The 22,897-nt window shown below is 65.5% G+C and carries 17 protein-coding genes; 3 read left to right on the top strand and 14 right to left on the bottom strand.

Annotation, left to right across the window (positions count from 1 at the left end; genetic code table 11):
* Positions 1–11: 11 nt before the first annotated feature.
* The 3 genes from gcvH to pgm all read right to left on the bottom strand — a co-directional run bounded on the left by gcvH (position 12) and on the right by pgm (position 2,912).
* A complete protein-coding gene (gene gcvH, locus ACR4XJ_RS10760) occupies positions 12–395 on the bottom strand; it encodes a glycine cleavage system protein GcvH (protein ID WP_434755218.1) in 384 nt (127 codons plus the stop codon).
* 211 nt (positions 396–606) lie between these two features.
* Entirely contained in the window at positions 607–1,020 is a 414-nt protein-coding gene (locus tag ACR4XJ_RS10755) for a response regulator (protein ID WP_333505502.1), read from the bottom strand.
* A 242-nt stretch (positions 1,021–1,262) separates the two neighbouring features.
* Positions 1,263–2,912, bottom strand: coding sequence for a phosphoglucomutase (alpha-D-glucose-1,6-bisphosphate-dependent) (gene pgm, locus ACR4XJ_RS10750; RefSeq protein WP_434755217.1), 1,650 nt, complete (start codon positions 2,910–2,912; stop codon positions 1,263–1,265).
* A 327-nt stretch (positions 2,913–3,239) separates the two neighbouring features.
* On the opposite strand from pgm, the gene ACR4XJ_RS10745 reads away from it, so the two are divergent.
* Complete coding sequence (locus ACR4XJ_RS10745; protein ID WP_434755216.1) at positions 3,240–4,313, top strand: hypothetical protein; 1,074 nt, start codon at positions 3,240–3,242, stop codon at positions 4,311–4,313.
* A 315-nt stretch (positions 4,314–4,628) separates the two neighbouring features.
* Here the strand turns inward: ACR4XJ_RS10745 and ACR4XJ_RS10740 are convergent, their stop codons facing one another.
* The 5 genes from ACR4XJ_RS10740 to ACR4XJ_RS10720 form a co-directional block, all read right to left on the bottom strand.
* Complete coding sequence (locus ACR4XJ_RS10740; protein ID WP_434755215.1) at positions 4,629–5,498, bottom strand: DNA adenine methylase; 870 nt, start codon at positions 5,496–5,498, stop codon at positions 4,629–4,631.
* Between the two features lie 244 nt (positions 5,499–5,742).
* Positions 5,743–6,840, bottom strand: a complete 1,098-nt coding sequence (locus ACR4XJ_RS10735) for a virulence RhuM family protein (RefSeq protein WP_434755214.1) — start codon at positions 6,838–6,840, stop codon at positions 5,743–5,745.
* Between the two features lie 116 nt (positions 6,841–6,956).
* Entirely contained in the window at positions 6,957–8,057 is a 1,101-nt protein-coding gene (gene ychF / locus ACR4XJ_RS10730; RefSeq protein WP_434755213.1) for a redox-regulated ATPase YchF, read from the bottom strand.
* 186 nt (positions 8,058–8,243) lie between these two features.
* On the bottom strand, positions 8,244–8,897 hold the full coding sequence (locus ACR4XJ_RS10725) for a LysE family translocator (protein ID WP_434755212.1): 654 nt from the start codon (positions 8,895–8,897) through the stop codon (positions 8,244–8,246).
* A 512-nt stretch (positions 8,898–9,409) separates the two neighbouring features.
* The gene (locus tag ACR4XJ_RS10720; RefSeq protein ID WP_434755211.1) at positions 9,410–12,154 is read right to left on the bottom strand and encodes a M16 family metallopeptidase; all 2,745 of its coding nucleotides are present in this window, start codon (positions 12,152–12,154) and stop codon (positions 9,410–9,412) included.
* Between the two features lie 390 nt (positions 12,155–12,544).
* Between ACR4XJ_RS10720 and ACR4XJ_RS10715 the strand changes: the two genes are divergently transcribed.
* Positions 12,545–14,281 carry an STAS domain-containing protein gene (locus ACR4XJ_RS10715; protein ID WP_434755210.1) on the top strand — a complete coding sequence of 579 codons (1,737 nt, stop codon included), beginning with the start codon at positions 12,545–12,547 and terminating at the stop codon, positions 14,279–14,281.
* A gap of 144 nt (positions 14,282–14,425) precedes the next feature.
* Here ACR4XJ_RS10715 and ACR4XJ_RS10710 read toward each other — a convergent pair whose 3' ends face one another.
* The 5 genes from ACR4XJ_RS10710 to ACR4XJ_RS10690 all read right to left on the bottom strand — a co-directional run bounded on the left by ACR4XJ_RS10710 (position 14,426) and on the right by ACR4XJ_RS10690 (position 20,571).
* Positions 14,426–14,698, bottom strand: coding sequence for a hypothetical protein (locus ACR4XJ_RS10710; protein ID WP_434755209.1), 273 nt, complete (start codon positions 14,696–14,698; stop codon positions 14,426–14,428).
* Between the two features lie 141 nt (positions 14,699–14,839).
* Positions 14,840–17,497, bottom strand: coding sequence for a TIGR03960 family B12-binding radical SAM protein (locus ACR4XJ_RS10705; RefSeq protein ID WP_434755208.1), 2,658 nt, complete (start codon positions 17,495–17,497; stop codon positions 14,840–14,842).
* A gap of 226 nt (positions 17,498–17,723) precedes the next feature.
* On the bottom strand, positions 17,724–18,092 hold the full coding sequence (locus ACR4XJ_RS10700; RefSeq protein ID WP_333505492.1) for a hypothetical protein: 369 nt from the start codon (positions 18,090–18,092) through the stop codon (positions 17,724–17,726).
* Positions 18,093–18,176: 84 nt separating this feature from the next.
* On the bottom strand, positions 18,177–19,391 hold the full coding sequence (locus tag ACR4XJ_RS10695) for an MFS transporter (protein WP_434755207.1): 1,215 nt from the start codon (positions 19,389–19,391) through the stop codon (positions 18,177–18,179).
* Positions 19,392–19,506: 115 nt separating this feature from the next.
* Positions 19,507–20,571 (bottom strand): phosphotransacetylase family protein, encoded by a 1,065-nt coding sequence (locus ACR4XJ_RS10690; RefSeq protein WP_434755206.1) that lies wholly within the window; start codon positions 20,569–20,571, stop codon positions 19,507–19,509.
* Positions 20,572–20,993: 422 nt separating this feature from the next.
* Here ACR4XJ_RS10690 and rnc point away from each other — a divergent pair, with 422 nt between their 5' ends.
* Complete coding sequence (gene rnc / locus ACR4XJ_RS10685; protein WP_434755205.1) at positions 20,994–21,686, top strand: ribonuclease III; 693 nt, start codon at positions 20,994–20,996, stop codon at positions 21,684–21,686.
* A gap of 100 nt (positions 21,687–21,786) precedes the next feature.
* Here the strand turns inward: rnc and ACR4XJ_RS10680 are convergent, their stop codons facing one another.
* On the bottom strand, positions 21,787–22,683 hold the full coding sequence (locus tag ACR4XJ_RS10680) for a flagellin (RefSeq protein ID WP_434755204.1): 897 nt from the start codon (positions 22,681–22,683) through the stop codon (positions 21,787–21,789).
* Between the last annotated feature and the right edge of the window lie 214 nt (positions 22,684–22,897).

Raw genomic sequence — 22,897 nt, 5'->3', positions numbered from 1 at the left:
GCTCCTTGCCGCTAGTGGGCTTCGCGCGCGACGACGGCTTCGTAGTCGGCGGCGGAGAGCAGGCCCTCGGGCTTGCCGTCCAGCTTCACGCGCACCATCCAGCCGTCGGTGTAGGGCGACTGGTTCACCAGTTCCGGCGCGCCGGACAGGGCGTCGTTGACGGCGCTGACGGTGCCGGCGAGCGGCGAGTAGAGTTCGCTGGCGGCCTTCACCGATTCCACCGAACCCATTTCCTGGCCGGTGGCCAGGGTGTCGCCCACGGCGGGCAGGTCCACGAAGGTCAGGTCGCCCAACTGTTCCTGGGCGAACTGGGTGATGCCGATGACGGCCTCGTCGCCCTCGATGCGCACCCATTCATGGGTGTCGGTGTAGAGCAGGTCGGCGGGAATGGACATGTGTGCCTCCTGGAAAGGTTCGGCCTGTGGTGGGGGCCAATGGGGGTGTGTGGAATGCGCGGCGCGGGCGCGGCGGTCACGGCCCGGCTGCGGTGTGTGGCGCTGTAGCGAACGGCGCAGGGCGCGGCCAGCACGCCGGTGCACCGGTAATAGCCGGACACGGCGCGGCCCGCAAGTGCCGCGACACATTGAAAAGAGGGCGTCGGCGCGCCTACTTTTCCGTCTTTTCGAGGTGTACGCCGAGCTTTTCGATTTCGTCCAGCAGCAGCTGGCGGCGGATGGGCTTTACGATGAAGCTGACGGCGTCGCCCAGAAAGAAGGCGTCGTGCACTTCCTGCGAATCGTCGAGGCCCGAGATCATGATGACCTTCACGGCCTTTTCGGGGGCGACGCCCTCTTCCTTCTCGATCTCGCGGATTTCGCGCAGGGCCTGCTGCCCGTCGGCGTTGGGCATGAGGATGTCGAGGGTGACCACGTCGTAGGGTTCGCCGTCCTTGAGGGCGGAACGGAACGCCTGCACGCCTTCCTCGCCGTCGGTGGCGATGTCGACATACCCGAAGGGGTGAAGGATCTTCTGGACCAGTCTGCGGCTGTCGAAGTCGTCGTCAACGACCAGGAATTTCATCGGAACGTCCTTCTGCCTGCGCGCTTGCCGCGCCGTGGTTTCGCCGCCGCGCCAGCGTGGGGCGGCGGCCTGATGGATGCCCGGTAAACGCGTTGCGGTCCGTAACGCGAACAATATCGACGCACTCCGGCGTCGCCCCTCGGAATTGCTGACGAACATAGCCGCGAGCGGTGGCGGGGTCAATGAGCGTTACCGCGCCATGCGACGTTCGCGCGGTGGCGCAACGCCGTGCCGCCTGCCGCCTATACCCCGGCCGCCGCGAAGGCCCGGTCCACGATGTCCACCGCCTCCTGCTGGATGCGCTTGAGGTGGTCCGGCCCTTTGAAACTTTCGGTGTAGATCTTGTACATGTCCTCGGTGCCGGAGGGCCGCGCGGCGAACCATCCGTCGTCGGTGATGACCTTCAGCCCCCCGATGGAGGCCCCGTTGCCGGGGGCCTTCGTCAGCATTGCGGTGATGGGCGCGCCCGCCAGTTCGGTGGCGGTGAGCACGTCGGGCGACAGGTTGGCGAGCACGGCCCTGCGTTCCGCCCCGGCGGGCGATTGCAGCCGTTCGTACAGCGGCGCGCCGAACTGTTCGGTGAGCCTGGCATACAGTTCCGCCGGGTCGCGGCCTTCCACGGCCATGATTTCGGCGGCCAGCAGATTCAGCAGCAGGCCGTCCTTGTCCGTGGTCCACACCGTGCCGTCGCGCCGCAGGAAGGACGCCCCGGCGCTTTCCTCGCCCCCAAAGCCGCAACTGCCTTCCAGCAGCGGCTGCACGAACCACTTGAAGCCCACGGGCACCTCCACCACCTTGCGGCCCAGCGACGCGGCCACCCGGTCCACCATGGAACTGGTGACCAGCGTCTTGCCCACGGCGCACTGCGGCGACCACTGCGGGCGGTGGCGGAACAGGTACCACACGGCCACGGCCAGGTAATGGTTGGGGTTCATGAGGCCCGATGCGGTGACGATACCGTGGCGGTCCGCGTCGGCGTCGTTGCCGAAGGCCACGTCGAACTTGTCGCGCAGGTTGATCAGCCCGGCCATGGCCCATGGGGACGAACAGTCCATGCGGATCTTACCGTCCTTGTCCAGCGGCATGAACCGGAAGGTGGGGTCCACCGCGTCGTTCACCACGGTGATGTCGAGGCCGTACGCTTCGGCGATGGGCCTCCAGTACGCCAGCGACGAGCCGCCCAGCGGGTCCGCGCCCAGCTTGAGTCCGGCGGCCTTGATGGCGGGCATGTCCACCACCGAGGCGAGGTCGGCCACGTAACCGCGCACGAAGTCGCGCTGGCTCACGCACGGGGTGGCCAGCGCGTCGCGCAGGTGCATGCGGCGCACGGCGCGGTTGCCGTCATCCAGAAGTTCGTTGGCGCGGCGCTGAATCCATTTGGTGGCGTCGGTGTCCGCCGGGCCGCCGTGGGGCGGATTGTACTTGAAGCCGCCGTCTTCCGGGGGGTTGTGCGACGGCGTGATGACGATGCCGTCGCCAAGGCCCTGCGCGCGGCCTGCGTTCCAGGTGAGGATGGCGTGGGAGATGACCGGGGTGGGGGTGTAGCCGCCGCCCTGCTGGATGACCGTGGACACGCCGTTGGCGGCCAGCACTTCCAGCGCGGTGCGATGGGCGGGTTCCGACAGGGCGTGGGTGTCCATGCCCAGGAACAGCGGCCCGGTTATGCCCGCCTGCGCGCGGTATTCGCACACCGCCTGGGTGACGGCGAGGATGTGTTCCTCGTTGAAGCTGCCGGACAGCGCGCCGCCCCGGTGGCCGGAGGTGCCGAAGGACACGCGCCGCTCGGGCGCGGCGGTATCCGGATGCTCGGTGTAGTAGGCGGCGACCAGCGCCGGAATGTCCACCAGTTGCGAAGGTTCGGGCCGCTGCCCGGCCCGCGGATGCGTTGCCATGCGTTCTCCTGCCCTGACGGTGCGAAGTGTGCTGAAGTGTTTGGAGAATTTATATACCGTCGGGGCAGGGGGAGCGCAAGGGTGGGTGTAGAGTTATAATGGCGGGATAAGCTCCCGCAGGCAAACCGTTAGCCAAAGAGCGAGCGGCTTTAGCCAGTTGAAAGAGCGAAGCGACTGAAACAGAGAGCCACCCGCGATGTGGGGGGGGCTTGCTGAACCTCCTCGCCATTGCCACCACTTTGCCCCACTGGTATAGCTTAACCGCAACAACAAGACCCGCAGGCCGCGGACAACTTTGACATATCCCTTTGCCTAGGAGAGCCTCGCATGAGTAATTTCGCAACGTGGGAACAGCGCAACCTTTCTGTCGACAACCTTCGCCTAGACCCCATAAACCCACGCTTGCCTGAGATTATGCAGGGCGAAAATCAAACCAATATTAGACACTACCTAATAGACTCATTTAATGTGCTAGAAATAGCGCAGAGCATTGTTCGTCACGGTTTCTTTCCCAATGAAGCGCCCATTGTTGTCAAAGAAAAAAGTCATTTTGTGGTGCTTGAAGGTAATAGACGCGTAGCCGCCCTTCAAGTGCTTCGCAACCCGGACCTTGCCCCTCCGGGCAAAAAAGCCACCTACCGCGCGCTTGCCCGCGAAATCGATACCGCCATCTGGGCAAAAATCATCACTTTTATAGCCCCTACACGCCTAGACGCTGCCCCCATCCTCCTCGCGCGCCATGGCGATGGACAAATCAGCAATTGGAAGCACACGATGCGCATGCGCTATCTAGCAAAGCCTATCCTAGATGGAGCCAATATCGTCGAGTTTAGCCAAACCGTGGGCGTGGCCCAAGGCGATCTCCGCCAAGCGGTTATTGAGATTCTTATCAGACAAATGCTGTTAGAATCTGACATTTCAGAAACGGAAAAAGAGCTCTATACTTCGGAAGAATTTCCCCTCACGACAATGTGGCGCATTGTTGGAGATGTGGCATTCAAAGAAATCACCGGGCTTGACGTCACAGGTACGACACTGAAATATACAATCGATGATGCAACATTCCTTTCTATTATAATGCAAATTTGCAGCGATATATCTGGAAAAGCACCTATAAAGAACTCTCGCGACCTTAACGACAAAGATTCTAGGAGAGGCTATATCGATAGTGTATTAAAGCCTATTTCAGATCGCGGGACGCGCGAGCCAGGAAGCTACACTCCAAAAAACCTACCTCCACCACAACCAAAACCAGAACCACGCAAGCGGCAAGCGCGCTCACCCCAAGAGAAACTAATTCCGGAATCGTTTGACGTGGTCACAGGGCACACTAAACTTGATGCCTTACTTGCAGAAGGAAAAAAATGCCGCTTGGAGTATACCCCCTTTGCGGCGCAATGAACTATAGATTAGCGTTTGAGCTAGGCATTGTAAAAATACTAACAGACCACGGACTAGATAGTGTCATCCGGAACAAAAATGGATCAACAAAGGGTTTGAAGCAACTTTTACAAGTGCTGCTAGAAAACCCGCAATGTTTGCGTGACGTACGCCAGAAGGATAGGCTTGCGCGCTTTGCCTCAGACGATAATCCAACATTCATCCACTTTGAAACGCTACACCATTACGTGCATAGCGAAGGCGGGATTCCGTCCAAAGATCAATTGCGAGCCCTTTGGGGCGAAATAGCAGAATTTTTGCAATTAGCCGGCAAATCTAGTTGCTAACGCGAACAAGGGCAGGCATCGCTCCGTGCAAATGAGTCCACGGCGGAAGCACTAGCAACTCCGTTCCCACGCGCTTACGTTGCGCAAAATAGTTAATAGCAAAGGTGGCCGTAGTGAACCCCTCTCGATAAAGGCTTCTAATAAACGATGTGTCATCATAGGTCATCACCCAATTAAATCCTCTGTTTGTGGATAGAAACCGGGCAAGATTCCTATGATCCTCATCGCCATAAGCGTTCAGATACAATTGTCCTCCTTTTTCGTGATATGGAGGGTCTAGAAATACAAATAAATCTGCCTGTTCTGCTGTTTTCATCTCTGCAAGAAACTTTAGTGCATCCAGACAATGCAATTCTATATCTGAAGCGCGGAGAGCTATCTTCTCAATGCGCTGCGCCAATCCAGTGCGAGTGAATCGAACATCGAGTTTCCACTCTCCTTTTTGCTCCAGTCCACCAATAGGATTGGCCATCAATATTCCGGACCGATTGCACCTGTTAAGGAAAAAGGCAGCAAATCCACGCTCCAGAGACACGCCAAGTTCGGCGTCAAGGAGACGAGATTTCTGCCTATGCCATTCTTCTACTGTCACCGGAACAGTCCACAGCAGGCGCAAAAAATCTTCCGTGTGATGCAACACTGCATTCCAAAAGCTATAAATATTCTTGTCCGCATCATTCAGTATGATGCGCCTCACTGCACCGTCCAACAATAGCTTGATTGCGGCCCCTGCACCCCCGGCATAGGGCTCGGCGTATACGCCACCCAGCAGATTGTTGTCGCCTAGCAGGGTGGTCAAAAAGGGGGTCAGCGCGGACTTCCCCCCTGGGTAGCGTAGTGGGCTCGCGATAATGGACATGAGCATAGTCTACTTTACCACACCGCCATGGTAAAGGGGGCTCTGGCCTCGTCCCCCCCCTAGACAGGGATAGTGTTCACCTGACACTGCCGTGCTCGGCGGGATGCTGATCAGGCGGCCTCCTACCCCACGCTATGCTCGCCCGGAATTGTCCTTATGACGTGTAAAAAAACGCTTTTTTGGGGCCCCTGCGGTGGCCAAGGACGGCAGCCGTTACACGAGCCTGCGATCGTCGCCTTGGTCGTCAGTTTTTTTCGCGCCGCAGTTTGTCGCGTGTTGAAGGCATCGTCGGATGTTCAGGTTCTTTCGGTGCAGGCAGCGCCTTGGCGGCGTCCTCCAATGCCCGCACATTGAACTTTTCCCCTTCGGCTTCCAGCAGTGCGCGCCGTTGTGCGGCAAACTGCTCATACTGGCCTTCCGCGTGGGTATCCGCCTGTTTTTTGGAAATCCGGCCCGCGCCTTCAAGCACATCGCGTTCGTTGAATTTCAGGAAGGAATCAAGCTTTTCGGCCCAGTCCTTGAGGAAAATCTCCTTGCGGCGGTGGGCCTGGTCTTCTGCGAAGTCCAGCCACATGGTGACGATGCGGTTGAGTTCGCCAATCTCCGGTTCGTGCAGATAGTTCTTGGCAACGGTGACGTCCGCCTTTTGCACGCTTCCCGACTTCCATGTCGTCAGCCCCATATTCGGCAGGTTGCTGTCGGCCCGTTCGGCGATGAGTTCCGCAGCGGTCTTGCCGGTGACGGCAAAGTGCAACTTGTTCTGGATGAACCGGAAAAACTGTGTGGTTTCCGGCAGCGTGGGGGAATAATCCGCCGCCATTGCGAATATCTCGCGCACGCGCAGGTACATCCGGCGTTCGCTGGCCCGAATGTCGCGGATGCGATCAAGCAACTCGTCAAAGCGGTCCGGCACGGCTGATCCGGCAACGGGCGGGTTCTTCAACCGTTCGTCGTCCAGAGTAAAGCCCTTGACCAGATACTCCCGCAGCCGCTCCGTAGCCCAGCGACGGAACTGGGTGCCGCGAGGCGAACGGACGCGATAGCCCACGGCCAGTATGGCGTCGAGACTGTAGAACTTGATGCTGCGCCGGACCTGCCGCACCCCCTCGGACCGAACCTGTAAGTAACTCTTACATGTTGCCTCGGGGGTAATTTCGCCTTCCGCGTAAAGTGCCTTCAGATGCAGGGTGATATTTTGTGACGAAGACTGGAACAACTCGGCCATCATTGCCTGCGAAAGCCAAAGCGTATCCTCGGCAAACCGGCATTCCACACGGGTATGACCATCCTCGGTTTCGTAGAACAGGAATTCACCCGGCAGTGGCGATTGAAGGTCGGTCATCCCTCCTCCTGACTGGCATCTTGCAAGGATGGTGGCTTGCGTCCGGCGGGACTGCGGGGCACGGCCCGCGCCCCGGCGAGCTGTTCTCCGGGGCGCCGAACCTGACGATGCATGCGTTACACGTTGAACAGGAAGTGCACCACGTCGCCGTCCTTCATCACGTATTCCTTGCCTTCCACGCGCAGCACCCCGGCGGAACGGCAGGCCGCCTCGGTGCCGTGCTTCACGTAGTCGTCGTAGCCGATGACCTCAGCCCGGATAAAGCCGCGTTCGAAGTCGGTGTGGATCACGCCCGCGCAGGCCGGGGCCTTCCAGCCCTGCTGGATGGTCCAGGCGCGCACTTCCTTCTCGCCCACGGTGAAGTAGCTGGCCAGACCCAGGGTGTGGTAGCCGGTGCGGATGATGCGCACGAGGCCGCTTTCCTCGATGCCGTAGGACGCCAGCATTTCGGCCTGTTCCTCGTCGGAAAGGCCCTGTAATTCTTCCTCGATCTTGGCGCAGATGACCACCATGTCGCAGCCGCGCGCGGCGGCCAGTTCGCGCACGCGGCGCACGTGGTCGTTGTCGCCGTCCAGGTTGGCCTCGTCCACGTTGGCGCAGTAGATGACCTTCTTGGCGGTGATCAGGCCCATCTCGCGCATGGCCTGCCTGAACAGGTCGTTGTCCTTGCCTTCGAAGGTGGCGGCCGGGTTGCCCGTGTTCATGTGTTCCAGCAGGCGGGCCAGTTCTTCGGACGCGGCCTTGGCGTCCTTGTCGAACTTGGACATCTTGGACAGGCGTTCGTACCGCTTTTCGGCGGACTGGATGTCGGCCAGCAGCAGTTCGGTCTCGATGGTCTCTATGTCGCGGATGGGGTCGATGGCCCCGTCCACGTGGGTGATGTTCTCGTCGTCGAAGCAGCGCACCACTTCAAGAATGGCGGCGCATTCGCGGATGTTGGCCAGAAACTGGTTGCCCAGCCCTTCGCCCTTGCTGGCCCCGCGCACCAGCCCCGCGATGTCGATGAAGTCCACCGTGGCGTGGATGGTCTTCTGCGGCTTGGCCATTTCGGTCAGCTTGTCGATGCGCGGGTCGGGCACGGCCACCGTGGCCTTGTTGGGCTCGATGGTGCAGAAGGGGTAGTTGGCCGCCTCGGCGTTCTGGGCCTTGGTCAGCGCGTTGAACAGGGTGGACTTGCCCACGTTGGGCAGCCCGACGATGCCTATGCTGAGAGCCATGTCTGTCTCCGGAAATTGCGAGGATGGCGCGCGCGCCGGATGCGGCGCGGGGCGCGCGGATTGGGGGCGGCGTGGCCGCCGGGGCTTCATAGCGTCTTTTACGTGGTTTGGAAAGGGCGCACGGGGGATGGGCCGGGGGAAGGGGGCGACGGGCCGGTATGGGCGACGCCCACACGCCAGCCCGGACTAAAACAGGGAAAATACCGAAATGGCCAGCAGCGCGCCCAGCGCTGCGTTGCACCAGCGCACCGCACTTGGCGAATGCAGCAGCCCGCGCAGGGCCGTGCCGCCCGCGCACCAGATGGCCACGGACGGGAAGGCCATCACCGCGAACACGGCGGTGAGCGCCAGCAGTTCCTGCGATACGCCGTGCAGGCCAAGCGCGTTTGCGGCAAGGGCCGATTCCGCCCCGCCGCCGTGCCCGGAAACGTAGGTGGTCACCCCGGCCACGGCGGCCAGCCACGCCTTGGGGTTTACCCACTGGAACAGCGCCCCTTCGATGAAGGTCATGGGGCGGGCGGCATTCCGGCCTTTGGCGGCTTCACCGGGCGTGGGAGGCGCGGCCGTGGCGATGCGCCAGGACAGCCACAGCAGGTAGGCGGACCCCACCCAGCGCAGCCAGTGGTGCAGTTGCGGCACGGCGGCGAAAATCCGGTCCATGCCGAGGCCCACGGCAATGATCATCAGCGGGAAGCCCAGCGAGATGCCCAGCAGGTGGGGCATGGTGCGCCAGAAGCCGAAGGTGAGGCCCGACGACATGACCATGGTGTTGTTGGGGCCGGGGGTGACGCTCATGGCGACGGCATAGGTGCTCATGGCGGCCAGGGTCGCGAATTCCATGGGATGCTCCGGTGAGTGTGGATGCGCCGTTGTACAGGCAGCGGGGATAAAGGGAAAGCGTTGGGGAAGGTGGGACGGGACGGGCGGTGGGGTTTGGTGGTGAGCGGGGACGCTGCTGTCGGAATCCGCGCGCTGCGGTCGCCATCCGTAATGATCGTGCTGCACACTCTCATAACGGCTGCCGCCTTTTTCCGCCGGGTTGCGTTGGCTGTCTTTTTTTGATGCTCACGTACATAAGTACGCTCCGCTCAAAAAAAGCCATCCGCCTTGCCCGGCGAAAAAACTCGTAATTCCTTGCATCGCCCCCGCACAGCCATCCGCGCCGGAAGACCGGCGCGGAGTATAAGGAAGCAAGGCAAGTTGGGACTGAAGAGTGAGGAACCCTTGGCAACGCTAGCAGGTTCCTCATTTTCATTCAGAAACGCGGCCCCCAACGGATACGAAAGCGCCGGGGCATCCATGCGGATGCCCCGGCGCGGGAACTGCATCAGATCATGGTTCCGGCGTGCCGGTTACGGCAGCACGCGCACCGTATACGCCCCTTCCACCTTCAGGTACTTGCGGGCCAGGGAGCGCAGGGCCTCGGCGTCCAGCCTGGCCGCCTTGTCCACCACCTGCTTGTTGAAGGCCAGCGGGTACCCCTGCGAGGTCAGCACCGCCGCCTCGGAGCTGCGGCTGCCAAGGCGCTGATGTTCGCGGTAGTAGTCGCCTTCCAGCTGGTTCTTGCCGCGCCGCAGTTCGTCCTCGGGCAGGCGGTCGGCGTGCAGGCGGGCGATGACGTCCTTGAAGCCCTGCGTGGCCTGGTCCAGCTTGCCCGGCTCGGTGCCGATGTAGAAGATCATGAACCCGGCCTGCTCGGACTGCCAGTTCATGGCGGTGACGGTGTAGCCAAGGCCCTGCTCGTCGCGCAGGTCGCGGAACAGCAGGCCGCTCTGGCCGGACAGGATGGCCTGCATCAGTTCCAGGCCGGGGGTGTCGTCGCTTTTCAGCGACGCGGTGGGGAAGACCAGCATCAGGTGGGCCTGGTTGCGGCCGGGCAGGTGCAGGTCGAGCCCCTTGTCCTTGCTCCACGCGGGGGTGGACAGGCTGGCGGGCTTCGCGTCGGGCGCGGGCAGTTCCTTGGCGTGGCGGATGACCGCCTCGCGGTCGTACTGGCCGCACACGGCCATGACCCACGGTTGGCGCGCCTGCCGCGTCCAGAAGCCGCGCACGTCGGCCACGCCGAATGTCTGCACCGCCTCGGGCATGCCCAGGTGATAGTAACCGTAGGTGTGGCCGGGGAACAGGAAGGGCGTCAGGTGGCGGAAGGCCAGGCCCATGGGCTGGTCCTCGCGCGCCTTGATGGCGGCCACCTGGTTCACCCGTTCGCGGGCCACTTCCGCGTCGGCGAAGGCGGGCGCGGCCAGCACCTGGCCCAGCAGGGCGAACATGTCGTCATTGAAGCGAGAAGGCTGCCGCAGCGACAGGCTGAAGGTCTGCCGTCCGGCGGATGCGCCCATGCTGGCGGCGCGGTCGGACTGGTAGGCTTCCATGGACGGGGCGTCCAGCCCGTCCGCGATGCCCGCGGCCTTGGCCGCGGCCGACTGCGGCGCGGGCAAGGTGCCCTTCACCAGCGCGCTGGCGGCCAGCGAGGCCAGGCCCTGCTTGTCGGCGGGCAGCAGCGCGTTGCCGCCGCTGAACACCATGTCCACCGCCGTGTAGGGCAGGGTGGCGTCAGGCATGAGGATGAGCGTGCGGCCCTTGCCGAGGTCGATGACCTCGGTCTTGTCGGCCACGGCGGCGGAGGAGGCGTCGGACCCGGTGCGGGCCGGGGCGGGCCAGGCTTTCGCCAGCGCGGCGGCCAGGTCGGGCGTTTCGGACTTTTCCGGCGTCAGGGCCACCACGGAAAGCCGTTCGGGCCGCAGCCAGCGGGAGATCAGGTCTTGCAGGGTGGCAGGGGTGACGTCGTGCAGGCCGCGCAGGTAGTTGGCCTCGCCCTGCACGCCGGTGAAGAACTGGAAGTAGCCGAGCTTGGAGGCAAGGCCGGGCAGGGTTTCCTTGGCCCGGAACATGTCGTCTTCCAGGTTCAGCTTGGCGCGCTCGATGTCCTCCGCCGTGAAGCGGCTGGCGGACAGCGAGGCCAGGTCCGCCGTCAGGGCGGTCCAGAAGGCGTCCAGCTTGTCGGCGTCCAGTTCCGCCGCCAGGTACAGCATGCCCACGCGCTCGAAGCTGTAGTTGGACATCGAGATGGAATCCACCAGCTGCTTCTCGTACTTGTAGGTGCGGTACAGCAGCGAGGTGCGGTCGCCGCCCAGCAGGTGGGCCAGCACGTCGAGCTGGGGCGATTGCACGTCGCCGAAGCCGGGCGCGGGGAAGGAAATGCCCAGGTACACCTTGTTCCACGGGCCGGGCTCGATCTTGACCGTGGGCGTGGGGGGCGCGGGGGCGGCTGCGGTCGGCGCGGCGGTCTTGCCGCCGTCCGTCTTTCCGGTTTCAACCAGGGTCAGCGGCCGGGCCAGCAGCTTTTCCGCGTCGATGGGCGCGGGCGGGGTGACCGTGGCGTCGTTTTTCAGGTCGCCGAACAGGCGCTGCGCCTCGGCCAGGGCTTCGGCGGGGTTCACGTTGCCCACCACGGCCAGCAGCATGGACTGCGGCTGGTAGTGCCTGCGGATGTAGTCGCGGATGTCGTCCGCCGTGAACGATTTGATGGTCTCGCGCAGCCCGATGATGGGCGATGCGTACGGCGTGCCGTTCAGGGTCAGGGCCTGCATGTGCTGGAACAGCCGGTTGTCCGGGCTGTCCTCGCCACGTTGCAGTTCGGCCAGGATGACGTCCTTTTCGGACTCCAGCTCGGCCGGGTCCAGCGTGGGGTGGAAGGCCATGTCCTTGAGCACTTCCATGCCCAGCTTCCACTGCGCGGCGGGCATGTCGGTAAGGTACACGGTGTAGTCGAAGCTGGTGGCGGCGTTCAGGTAGCCGCCTGCGCGCTCCACGTCGCGGGCCACGGCGCCCTTGGGCCGGTTTTCCGTGCCCTTGAACACCATGTGCTCCAGCACGTGGCTTATGCCCGCCTCGCGCGGGGTTTCGTAGGTGGAACCCGCATGCACGTACAGACGCAGCGAGGCCAGCGGAAAGCGCTCGTCCGGCTGGATGAGCACCGTCAGGCCGTTGGACAGGCGGGTCAACTGCGGGTGCGGGGCTGTCGGCGTGGCGGCCGTGGCAGCGGTCGGCATCGTCAGGGCTCCGAGGAGAAGAAACAGGGTGAGAAGGGTGCGCATTGCGAATGTCTCCGATGCGCCGCGCGGGGCGGCGTGCGCTGTGTCGTGCCGGCTGCCGGGGCGGCGGCCGGAGATGGCCGGAAAACGCACGGCGCGGCCCTTGCAGGGCGCGTCCGTGGGGCCGGGTGCGTCGGCATGCCGACGGCGCGTGCGGCGTCCGCTCCGCCGGGGCTCCGCGCGGCTCGCGAAAGGCGCGTTGACACGGGTTCCGCACGACGGGGCCGACACGTACATGTAATCGTTTCCCGGCGCAAGGCAAGGTGGCGGCGGAAGACAAACCGGCGCTTTGCTGCTAGTGACGCAGTGGGAAGCCGCGCTGGAGCTTCGCCGGACCCGCCGCGCGCATAATCATGTTTCCGTCACGCCCGCCGGCGTACACAGCAAAAGGCCATGCAACGACTTCTCAAGCAATACCGCAACGACGTGCGCGACGCGCTGGCCGAGGCCGACGTGCACCTGCTGGAATTGGAAGTGGCGGGCGACCGTGCCGACCCGGAACTGCTGGGCCGCCTGTCGCGCCTGGTGCACGGGCTGCGCGGCTCCGCCGGGCTGCTGGGGCTGGAGGGCGCCTGCCGCATGGCCCGCCTGCTGGAGGCCGCCTGCGAACTGGCGCGCGACGGTTCGTTGCGCCTTTCGGCAGAGGCCGTTTCCACCCTGGAAGGCTGCATGCGCGCGCTGGCCGGGCTTTCCGGCGTGGTGGAGCCGGGCGAGCCCGGTGATGCCATGGCCGGGGCCACTGCCGCCGGTGATGGAACGGACGCCGCCGGGCAGTATCCGGCGGTGTGCGTTTCCGGCGACCCGGACGCGCTGGACCGCGAGGATACCCCCGCGGGCCGGGCGCTGCGGCGTTTGATTGCCCTGCTGGACGAGGCGTTGCCGGAGAGCCTGCGCGCCCCCGCGCGCGAGGCGTTGCCGGTCAGCGACCCCGACGGGTATTGCCTGTTCCATCTGCACGGCATCGACGTGCTGCGCGCCCTGCGCGACGGGCTGTTCCTGTACGTGGTGGAGTTCGGCGGGTCGGACGACCTGCTGCGCAGGGACCTGAGCCCGCTGGGGCTGCTGGCTTTCCTGCGCAAGAGCGGCCTGGTGCTGGATGCGCGCTTCGTGCCCGGGCCGGACGGCGTGGAGCCGAGGGGGCCGGGCTGCGGACTGCGGGTGCTGTATGCGTCCATCCTTGAGCCCGACCTGGTGAACACGGTATTTCAGGTGGAATCGGCCAGGGTGCATCCCATCGACGTGGACGGGCTGCGGCGCGGCGAGGCGGGTTGGCAGCGCCCCGCGGCGCGCCCGGCCTCCGCGCTGGCGGTGGCCCCGCGCGATGCCCCCGACGCGGACAGCATCGACGATCTGGTACGCCAGTACGACACGGCCATGCGGAAAATGCGGGAGGAGACCATGAGCAACGGTACCGACGACGAGAGCAGGTTTTCCGGCACGGTGGTGGACCCCGACGCGGAGGAACGCCGCCTGGCGGAACTGGAGGCGGAACTTGCCGCGGGCATGGACGCTCTGGCCATGGATGGCGATTCCGGGCTGGATGTGATCGCCCCCGGCGATCGCTTGGCGGACGAGCCGGGCATGGCCGCTGCCGCTCCGGCGGGTGGCGCCGGCGCGACGGATGCAATCGGAGACGACGCCGACCCCGATGCCGACCTGTTCGCCGACAGCGGCGAAGCCCCCGATCTTTCGTACCTGGACGCCGTGCTGGCCGAGCGGCCGGGCACCGGCGTGGCCCTGGATCTTTCCGGTGGGGCCGCCAGCCGCACCGTGGCCGGGTTCACCGTGCGCGCGGCCGATGGCGAGGGCGGCGAGGGCGGCAAGGGCGTGCTGGTGCTGTCCGGGGAGGTGACCATCGAGCGCGGGGCGGACCTGCGTGAGGCATTGCTGGATGTGCTGGACCATTTCGCGGCGGTGCGCATCGACATGACCGGCGTCACGGCGGCGGACCTGACCCTGGTGCAGCTGCTGCAATCGGCTGCCGTCACCGCGCGGGCCCGCGGGGTGGACTTGGCGGCCACCGGCCCGGTGGCCGAGGCCGTGGCCGAGGCGGCCCGCCGCACGGGGCTGGATGTCCCGGGCATTCGCCGCGTGGGGCTGGAAAGGCTGCTGCTGGCCGAGGGCGCATAGCTTCGGCAGCAATACCGCGATGCATCACGCGAAACGGCGCGGCCCCCATGGGGTGTCGCGCCGTTTTTGCGGTGGCCGGTCATCGGCTGCCGCCATGGAGCGGCAGGAACCCGTCCCCGGAACTCGTCCCCGGACGTACCGGCGTCAGGCCGCGCAGGCGGCCACGGGGCCGTCGCAGTAATAGTTGACGAACTGGCCGATCTGCACGCCAAGGTGCACGCACTCGATGCCGTCCAGGCACTTGGCCGCGTCAACGGCGTTGATGTGCGTCCACAGTTCGTTACCGTCCTTGCGCAGATGGACGATCCAGGCATCCTTGCCGTCGTCGAAGGCGATGCGCAGGGAAATCCCGTGCCTGTCCAGGGCGGGGTGTATCTCGCGGATCTTGTCCGCGAGGATGGCGGCGGTGATGTTCATGGTGCCTCCCCGGCGGGCGGACCTGCCCGCCTACGGAAAGGATAGTGCCGCCTCGCGCCAAGGCAACACCTTGCACCTTCCATCACGAACGGGGCCGCCCCTTGCGGAGCGGCCCCGTGAATTTCCCGGAATCGCGGCAGGCTATGCCCTGGCCACTCCGTCGAAGCGCTGGGACATCTTGAGCAGGCGCACCTCGTGGATTTCCGCCTGCGGAGTCACCGCGCGGGCCAGCGAAAGGGGCGACACGTACAGTTCGGTCCAGTCCATGTCCAGCAGCACGCTGCCATCGTCGCGCACCTCGATGGACCGGAACAGGGGCCGGATGTCGGTGGTGCGCGGGCCCTTCTTGGTCTCGCGCGTCCACTCCAGCGCGGGCGCGGCCGCGAAGTCGCGCCACGCCTGCATGAACGCATCCCGGCGGGTGCCATCCACGCCGTAGCGCAGTTCGAAGGTTTCCCCGGCGGGCTGCGGCGCGGTGTTGCGGCCCACGGGCAATTCCTCCACGAAGGTCACGCGCATGCCGCGCGGCAGGCGGCCGTCCAGCGCCCGGCGCACCTCGTCGGCGGTACGGTGTTCGCGCAGGTACACGGCCAGCCATTCCGCCCGGCTGGCCACGCCCACGGGCAGGGCCCGGCCGAAGGAGAGCAGCGGCAGGGGATGGAACCCGCGCGAGAACGCGGGCGGCAGCCCGGCCCTCCGCAGGGCGCGCTCGAACAGCGATTGCAGTTCAAGCTGGCTGAGGAACACCGCCATGTCTTCCTTGGTGTACCAGATGCGGTAGTGGCCCGCCTTCAGCGCCAGTTCGTCCGAAATCTGCGGCGGTTTGTCCGTCTTTTCCGGCATCCGCACCCGGCCATGCTCGTCCAGGGTGGGCTGGTGGGCCTGCTGGTCGCGCTCGGGCAGGTTGGTCCGGTTGGCGTAGGCGGCGACGCCGGGCAGCTTGTCCAGCCGCGAGGGGGAGGACTTGGTGTCGCATACCCCGCACAGGTGGCAGGCGCCGTAGCGGCAGTCGCCCGTCAGCTTCATGTCCAGCGCGCGGTGGCGTTCGCGCAGCAGGAATTCACGGCTGGCCCCGGCGTCCAGATGGTCCCAGGGCAGGGGTTCGTCCTCGCCGCGCTCGCGGGTGTAGTCCGAGGCGGCAAGGCCGTGTTCGGCCAAGGCGTCCAGCCACGGGGCAAGATCGAACCCTTCGATCCAACTGCTGAAGACGGCCCCCTTGCGGTAGGCGCTTTCCACCACGTCGGCCAGCCGCCGATCCCCGCGCGAGAAGATGCCCTCCAGCGCGCTCATGGACGCCTCGTGCCAGCGCATCTTCAGGCATTTCTCGCCCTTGAAGCGGGACAGCAGGTAGCCGATGCGCTCGCGGATTTCTTCAAGCGACAGTTGACGTTCCCACTGGAACGGGGTGTGCGGCTTGGGCACGAAGGGCGAGATGGCCGCCGTCACCTGCAAACGCCGGATGCCCGGACCGGCCGCGTCGCGCACCTTGCGGCACAGGTCCACGATGGCGTCCAGGTCTTCCCGCGTCTCGGTGGGCAGGCCGATCATGAAATACAGCTTCACCTGCTGCCAGCCGTGCTCGAACAGCTTCTGCACGTGCAGCAGCAGCCCTTCCTCGGTGACGCCCTTGTTGATCACGTCGCGCAGCCGCTGGCTGCCCGCTTCCGGGGCCAGCGTGGCCCCGGTGCGGCGGATGCCCGCCATGCGGCGCATGATCTCGTCGTCGATGGACCCCACCCGCAGCGAGGGCAGCGATACGGCCACCTGCTCCTGCGCGCAGCGGTCCACCGTGGCCAGGAACAGTTGCTTGAGCGCCGAGAAGTCGCCCGTGCTCAGGGACAGGAAGGACACGTCGTCGTAGCCGGTCTGGTTCAGGCATTCTTCAAGCAGCGCATGAAGGTTTTCGGTGGAGCGTTCGCGCGCCGGGCGGTAGATGATGCCCGCCTGGCAGAACCGGCAGCCGCGCGTGCAGCCCCGGCCGATCTCCAGCGCCAGCCGGTTGTGCACCGCGCCGAAGGGTACGGTCTGGCTGGCCGGGTAGCGGGCGGTGTCCATGTCGGCCACCACGCGTCGGGCCACGCGGGTGTACCCTTCATCCACAGGCGGCAGGGGGGGCAGCAGGGGACGGGGCGGAGTGCCGGGCACGTTGCGGGCCGTATCCGGCGGCACGCTGCCTTCGAAGAATTCCGGCACGTACACGCCGGGAATGCGCCGGGCGTCGTCCAGGAAGCGGGACCGGGAATGCCCGGCGGCGCGGGCGGCGGCCAGCAGGTCCACCAGTTCCGCCATCACCTCTTCGCCTTCGCCCAGCACCATCAGGTCCATGAACGGGGCCAGCGGTTCGGCGGCCAGGGTACAGCCGCCGCCAGCCATGACCACCGGCCACGCCGCAAGCGAATCGGCCGTGGCGCGTTCGGACACGCGCAGGGGAATGCCCGCAAGGTCCAGCATGTACAGCACGTTGGAATAGCACAGTTCGTGGGTGATGCTGAACCCCACAAGGTGCGTGGCGGCCAGGGGGGTGTCCGACTCCAGGGTTGCCAGCGGCGCGCCGCGCTGGCGCAGCACCGCGCCCGCGTCGCGGCAGGGGGTGAACACCCGCTCGGCCCACACGTCGGGCCGTTCGTTGAGGATGGCGTACAGGATCTTCTGCCCGAGGTAGGACATGCCCACCTCGTACATATCGGGAAAGGCCAGCGCCACGCGCAGGGTGGACGCGTCCGGCGTCTTGTGGACGGTGCCTTCCTCGATGCCGATGTAGCGGCTGGGCTTGGGCAGCAGGGGCAGAAGTTCGCGCATGGTTCCTGGAGGGATGAAGGGTGTGCGTGGGCCGGAGTGGCGGTTGCGCCCCGGCCATGGAAACGTGCTGGCTGACCGGCGCGGGCGGGCCTGTCTGGAGCCGACGTGAAAAGGGGGCGGCAGAGCCACCCCCCGGAACATGCCGCGGCCCGGCCCGACCCGGTTCGGTAGGTCCGGTTGGGTCCAGCCACGCCGACCGGCGTGCGGCGTTTTGCCGCAGCCGGGCCTACTTCTTCAGCAGGTCGGAAATGCCGGTGATCTTGCCGCCCGCCGGGCCCTTGGCCAGGTTCAGGTTGCCGAGCCCGCCGCCAAGCCCCCCCGTGGACAGGGTGAGGTTGGACGTGGCTTCGAGGTACTTGGTCTTCAGTTCCTCGGGGCAGGTCTTGTATTCGTAGATGACGTGGGTGCGGCTGATGGTGCCGTCGAAGCCCTGTTCGAAGGGGTAGCCGTAGGGCAGCAGCATCATCTGCACGCCCTGCTGGGTGGGCACGGTTTGCAGGGCGGCCACGTCCGTGAGCGAGTTGGTGGCCTCGTCGAACTTGCCGAGCACCAGTTCGCCGTTCACGAGCTTCACCAGTCTGATATCGTAGGCCATCGGGGGTGTCTCCTTGGTGGATGGTTCCCGGCATAGGTAGGGGCTGGGGCTGTTGCTGTCAAGCAACAGCGGGGCGCGGGGGCGTCAGCGTCCCGTTTCCGGCGGCAGCAGCCGCAGGGGGATGATGGAGACCAGCGCCAGCCCTCCCAGCAGGGCGAACCCTGCGCCGAAGGTCCAGGTCTGCCCCACCATCCCCAGCAGGGCCGGGGCCGCGCCCGTGCCGATGAGCGACGATACCGGCGTGGCGATGCACAGCACCGTGGGCTGGCGTTCCGCAGGCCAGCAGCGGGCCAGTTCCTTGAAGATGGCGGGAAAGATGAACGCGGTCATGGCCCCCTGCACGGTCATGCCCGCCGTGACGATGCCGATGGACGGAAAGGCCATGGCCAGCAGCGAGATGCCGGTCAGCGCAAGGCACACGGTGATGGCGCGCCGGGCTCCCATGCGGTCGGACACCCAGCCCCCGGCCAGCGCGGCGAACGGCGTCACCACGCGCGAGGCCGCCAGCAGGCCGTTGGCCGTACCGGGCGCAAGGCCCAGCCCGTCCACCAGGTGCAGCGGCAGTACGCTGTAGGTGGCGTATTCCCCGGCCACCCCAAGGGCCAGCAGCCACGCGAACAGCCATGTCAGCGGCGAGCGCAGCACCCCGGCAAACCCGCGCACCGAGGGCGGCTCCGCCAGGGTAAGCCCCCCGCGTCCGATCCAGGCGAAGACCACCCCCGCCAGGATGCCCAGCACGCCCACGGCCAGCAGCACGCCCCGCCAGTCGGTGACGCGCATGCCCGCTTCGGCCAGCAGGGGCACGGCCACGAAGCTGAGGTTGGGGCCCAGTTCGTGGATGGCTACGGCCTTGCCCCAGTCGCGCTGGCGGGCCAGCGATCCCAGGGTGGCCATGCCCGCCGGAAAGTACAGCCCGGCCGCCAGCCCCATGAGCACGAACATGTACCGCGCCGTGGCGTGATCGCGCATGGCGGACATGCCCATGAGCACCGCGCCGGTGGCCATGCACGAAAAGGCGGCCATGCGCCGGGGCGCGACCCGGCTGAGCAGAAAGCCGCTGGCCGCGAGACTGGCGGTGAACCCGCAGGCCATCAGGAACAGCAGGCGGGTGGCCTGGGCATGGTCCAGGCCCAGGTCCGCCTCCATGGACAGCAGCAGCGGGGCAAGCACGGCGCGCGAGCCGTAGTTGACGAAGAACAGCAGGGCCACCAGCACCACCCAGGGCCGGGCCGTGGCAAAGGCGGGGGCGGTGCCGCCGGATATGTCAGGTGATGCGTTCGGGGGCGTGTTCGGGGGCATGTCGGTTGCGGCACGGTGGTGCCGGGGCTGCTGGTGGCTGCGGGGGCGCGGGCGCGGGCCGCAAAAAAACGGGGGGGCAGGAGCCCCCCCTTGTGTTTCGCTTGTCGCCGTGCGGCTACAGTCCGGCCGCTTCCTTGACGTAGGCGAAATCGATGGAGGAGCTGACGAGCTGCGCGCCCTGTCGGATCTTGATGACGTCGCGCAGCTTGTGGCGCGAGAGGATGACCTCCATCTTCTTGGCCACGGTGTACGTGTCGTCGCGCACCACCACGATGGGAATGTTCAGCACTTCCGAACGGGTGAGAATGATGTCGTTGGGGTACAGGTTGCCGGTCAGCACCAGGCACGGGCAGTTGCCCTCCAGCGCCACCAGTTGCACGTCGGACCGGTCGCCCCCCACGATGACGGCGGAATTCTTGTTCTTGCGGAAGTGGGTCATGAAGTTCTCGACCTGCATGGTGCCGATGAGGAAGTTTTCCACCACCTTGTCGGACTTGTTCTGGGCCGAGATGACCTTGCCGCCCAGCCGTTCGGCCAGGTCGCCCACCTTGATGGCCCCCATCAGCGGGTCCTTGGGGATGACGCCCACCACGCGCACGCCGTTGCGCTCCAGGAACGGCCTGATCAGCCCTTCCACCTCGTTCATGAAGTTGGCGGGAATGTCGTTCAGCACCACGCCTGCCAGGTTGTCGCCCAGGGTATCCTTGAGCACCACCAGGTAGTCGTAGTTCAGTTCCTTGTGCAGGCGGTCGATGATGATGGCCTTCATCCCCAGTTCCTTGACCACGCGGATGCCGTCCACGTTGCAGTAGCGGCCGGAATACATGCTGCCGGAACCGGCCACCACCATCACGTCGTGGCGGCTGGCAAGCTGGCGGTAGGCATCGACGATGCCGGGCATATAGTCTTCGCACTGGCCGCTGAAGGCGCGCACCTTGAAGTCCTGGGTGACCAGCACCGGGGTGACCAGGTTCGAGGGTTCGTCCAGCCCCAGCACGTCCTGCACGAAGAAGGCGTCCTCGTCGCCCAGCACACCGCCGCGTTCCTGCGGCATGGCGCCCACGGGCTTCATGTAGCCCACGTTGTAGCCATCCTTCTGCAGGCGCAGGCCAAGGCCCATGATCACCATGTTCTTGCCGGAGTACCCGGCCGTGGAACCCACGTAGATGCCCGCCGCCATAGCTGCCTCCTGTTGCTGAGTGCGCGCGCATGCCCGCCTCCGGCCTGCCTGGCCGGGGGCGCGGTGCATCCGGCCGTTTTCCGCGATGCGGTGGCCGGTGCGGCATGCCGTGTGCTTGGCCGATTCTGCCCCGAATAACAGCCGAAAATCAAGGGACAACTGCAAACTTGTGGCTGTTCGCCCGCTCAGTGCCGGTGCGCGCGGCGGGGAAACGTCCGGCGGCCGTGTGGGGACGGGACGGGGCAGGGTGGCGGAGGGAGGCGGAGTGCCCATGCCGGAATTTTGACGAGCGCGGACGGCCTTGCGCAACGGGGGCGGTGCCGGTATCGTTCCCGGCCATGACTGGGCCATGACCGGGCATGACCGGGCCACCGGGCGGCAAAAGCTGCCGGGCGGCACCCTGAAGGAGCGACCACCGACACATGTTCGAGAATTTGCAAAGCGACATCCACTACGCCTTCAACGACACCGGGCTGCTGGCCACGGCCATGACCCACAGCTCATGGGCCAACGAGCAGCAGGAACACGTGGAGCACAACGAACGCCTGGAATTCCTGGGTGATGCCGTGCTTGAACTGTGCGTGTCGGAAGAGCTGTTCACCCGCTTTCCCGGCGCCCGCGAGGGCGACCTGACCCGCATGCGGGCGCGGCTCGTCAGCAAACCGGCGCTGGCCGAGCTTGCGCGCGACCTGAAGCTGGAACAGTACCTGCGGCTGGGCAGGGGCGAGGAAAGCCAGGGAGGGCGCGAGCGCAGCTCCCTGCTGTCGGACGCGCTGGAGGCCATGCTGGGCGCGGTGTTTCTGGACGGGGGGTACGAGCGGGCGCGGGCCGTGGTGCGCCATGTGCTGGCGGCCCGCTGGCCCTGCGACACCGACGGCAAGCGCAGCAAGGACTACAAGAGCCGGTTGCAGGAAATGACCCAGAAGGTGTTCCGCGAGCGGCCGGTGTATGCCCTGATGGGCAGCAGCGGCCCCGAGCACGAGAAGCGCTTCGAGGTGCGGCTGACCCTGCCCGACGACACCGTGTTCACGGCCGTCGGCCCCAGCGTCAAAAGGGCCGAGCAGATGGCGGCCGGTCTTGCGCTGAAGGCGCTGGAATCACGCAGCGAGGGCTGAGATGGAGACAATGACCGGGGAGGCCGTTCCTCCCCGGTCCTGTTGTCTTTGGTCAACCTTCGCCAACTGATGCGCGGCGTTACGCCGTGGGCGCTGTCCGCTAGCCGCTGATGAGCTGCATGGCCATCTGCGGCAGCGAGTTGGCCTGCGAAAGCATGGCCACGGCGGACTGGGTGAGGATCTGGTTGCGCACGAACTCGGTCATTTCCTCGGCCACGTCCACGTCGGAAATGCGCGACTCGGAGGATTGCAGGTTTTCCGCCTGGATGGTCAGGTTGCTGATGGTGTTCTCCAGGCGGTTCTGCAGGGCGCCGAGCGCCGCGCGGATCTTGTCCTTGGAGATGATCGCCTGGTCAAGGGCGGTCAGCGCCTGCTGGGCGGCGGACTGGGTCGAGATGGTGTAGCCCGCCGCGTGGACGCCCGTGCCCGACGCGTTGCCGATGCCGAGCTGCGACGCCGTGGCCCCGCCGATCTTGATGTAGTAGTAGTCCTCGTTGGAGTCGTTGCCGGTGCCGAAGTGGATCTTCAGCTCGCCGGTCTGCCGCAGCCCCGACCCGTCGTGGGTGCCCGAAAGGGTGCCGTCCAGCAGGTGGATGCCGTTGAAGTCCGTGGCGTTGGCGATACGGGTGATTTCCGAGGCCATGGCCTGATATTCGGATTCGATCATCAGGCGCTGGTCGGAGTTGTAGGTGCCCGTGGCCGCCTGTTCGGCCAGTTCCTTCATGCGGATGAGCTTTTCGTCGATGATCTGCAACGCGCCGTCGGCGGTCTGGATCATCGAGATGGCGTCGTTGGCGTTGCGGATGCCTTGACGCATGGTGGAAATATCGGCCCGCATCAGTTCTCGAATGGCGAGGCCCGCGGCGTCGTCGGCCGCGGTGCCCACGCGCAGACCCGAGGACAGGCGGCGGGTGGACGTTGCCAGGCGACCGTAGCTCTCGTTCAGGTTGCGAGAGGCGTTCAGCGCCATCATGTTGTGATTGATGACCAAAGACATGTGGTGAACCTCCTTCGGGTTGTCTGGCCAACATTAAGCAATGTTGGTGCCAACGCATTTTTTACAAAGAAAGGTAAAGCGTTAGCAAAACTCTAGACACCCCGTGCCCGGTTGCCGACGCGCCCATGCCAAAATTTTCCCAGGGATTGCGGCGCGCCGCGCGGCGACAGGGGGGGCTAGGGGGGGCCAGAGGGGGGGCCAGGGGCGGCGCGGA

The organism is Nitratidesulfovibrio sp. D1 (assembly GCF_051133415.1).
In the GTDB taxonomy this organism is placed as follows: Bacteria; Desulfobacterota; Desulfovibrionia; order Desulfovibrionales; family Desulfovibrionaceae; genus Cupidesulfovibrio.
This window is presented reverse-complemented; position numbering and strand designations above follow the sequence as displayed.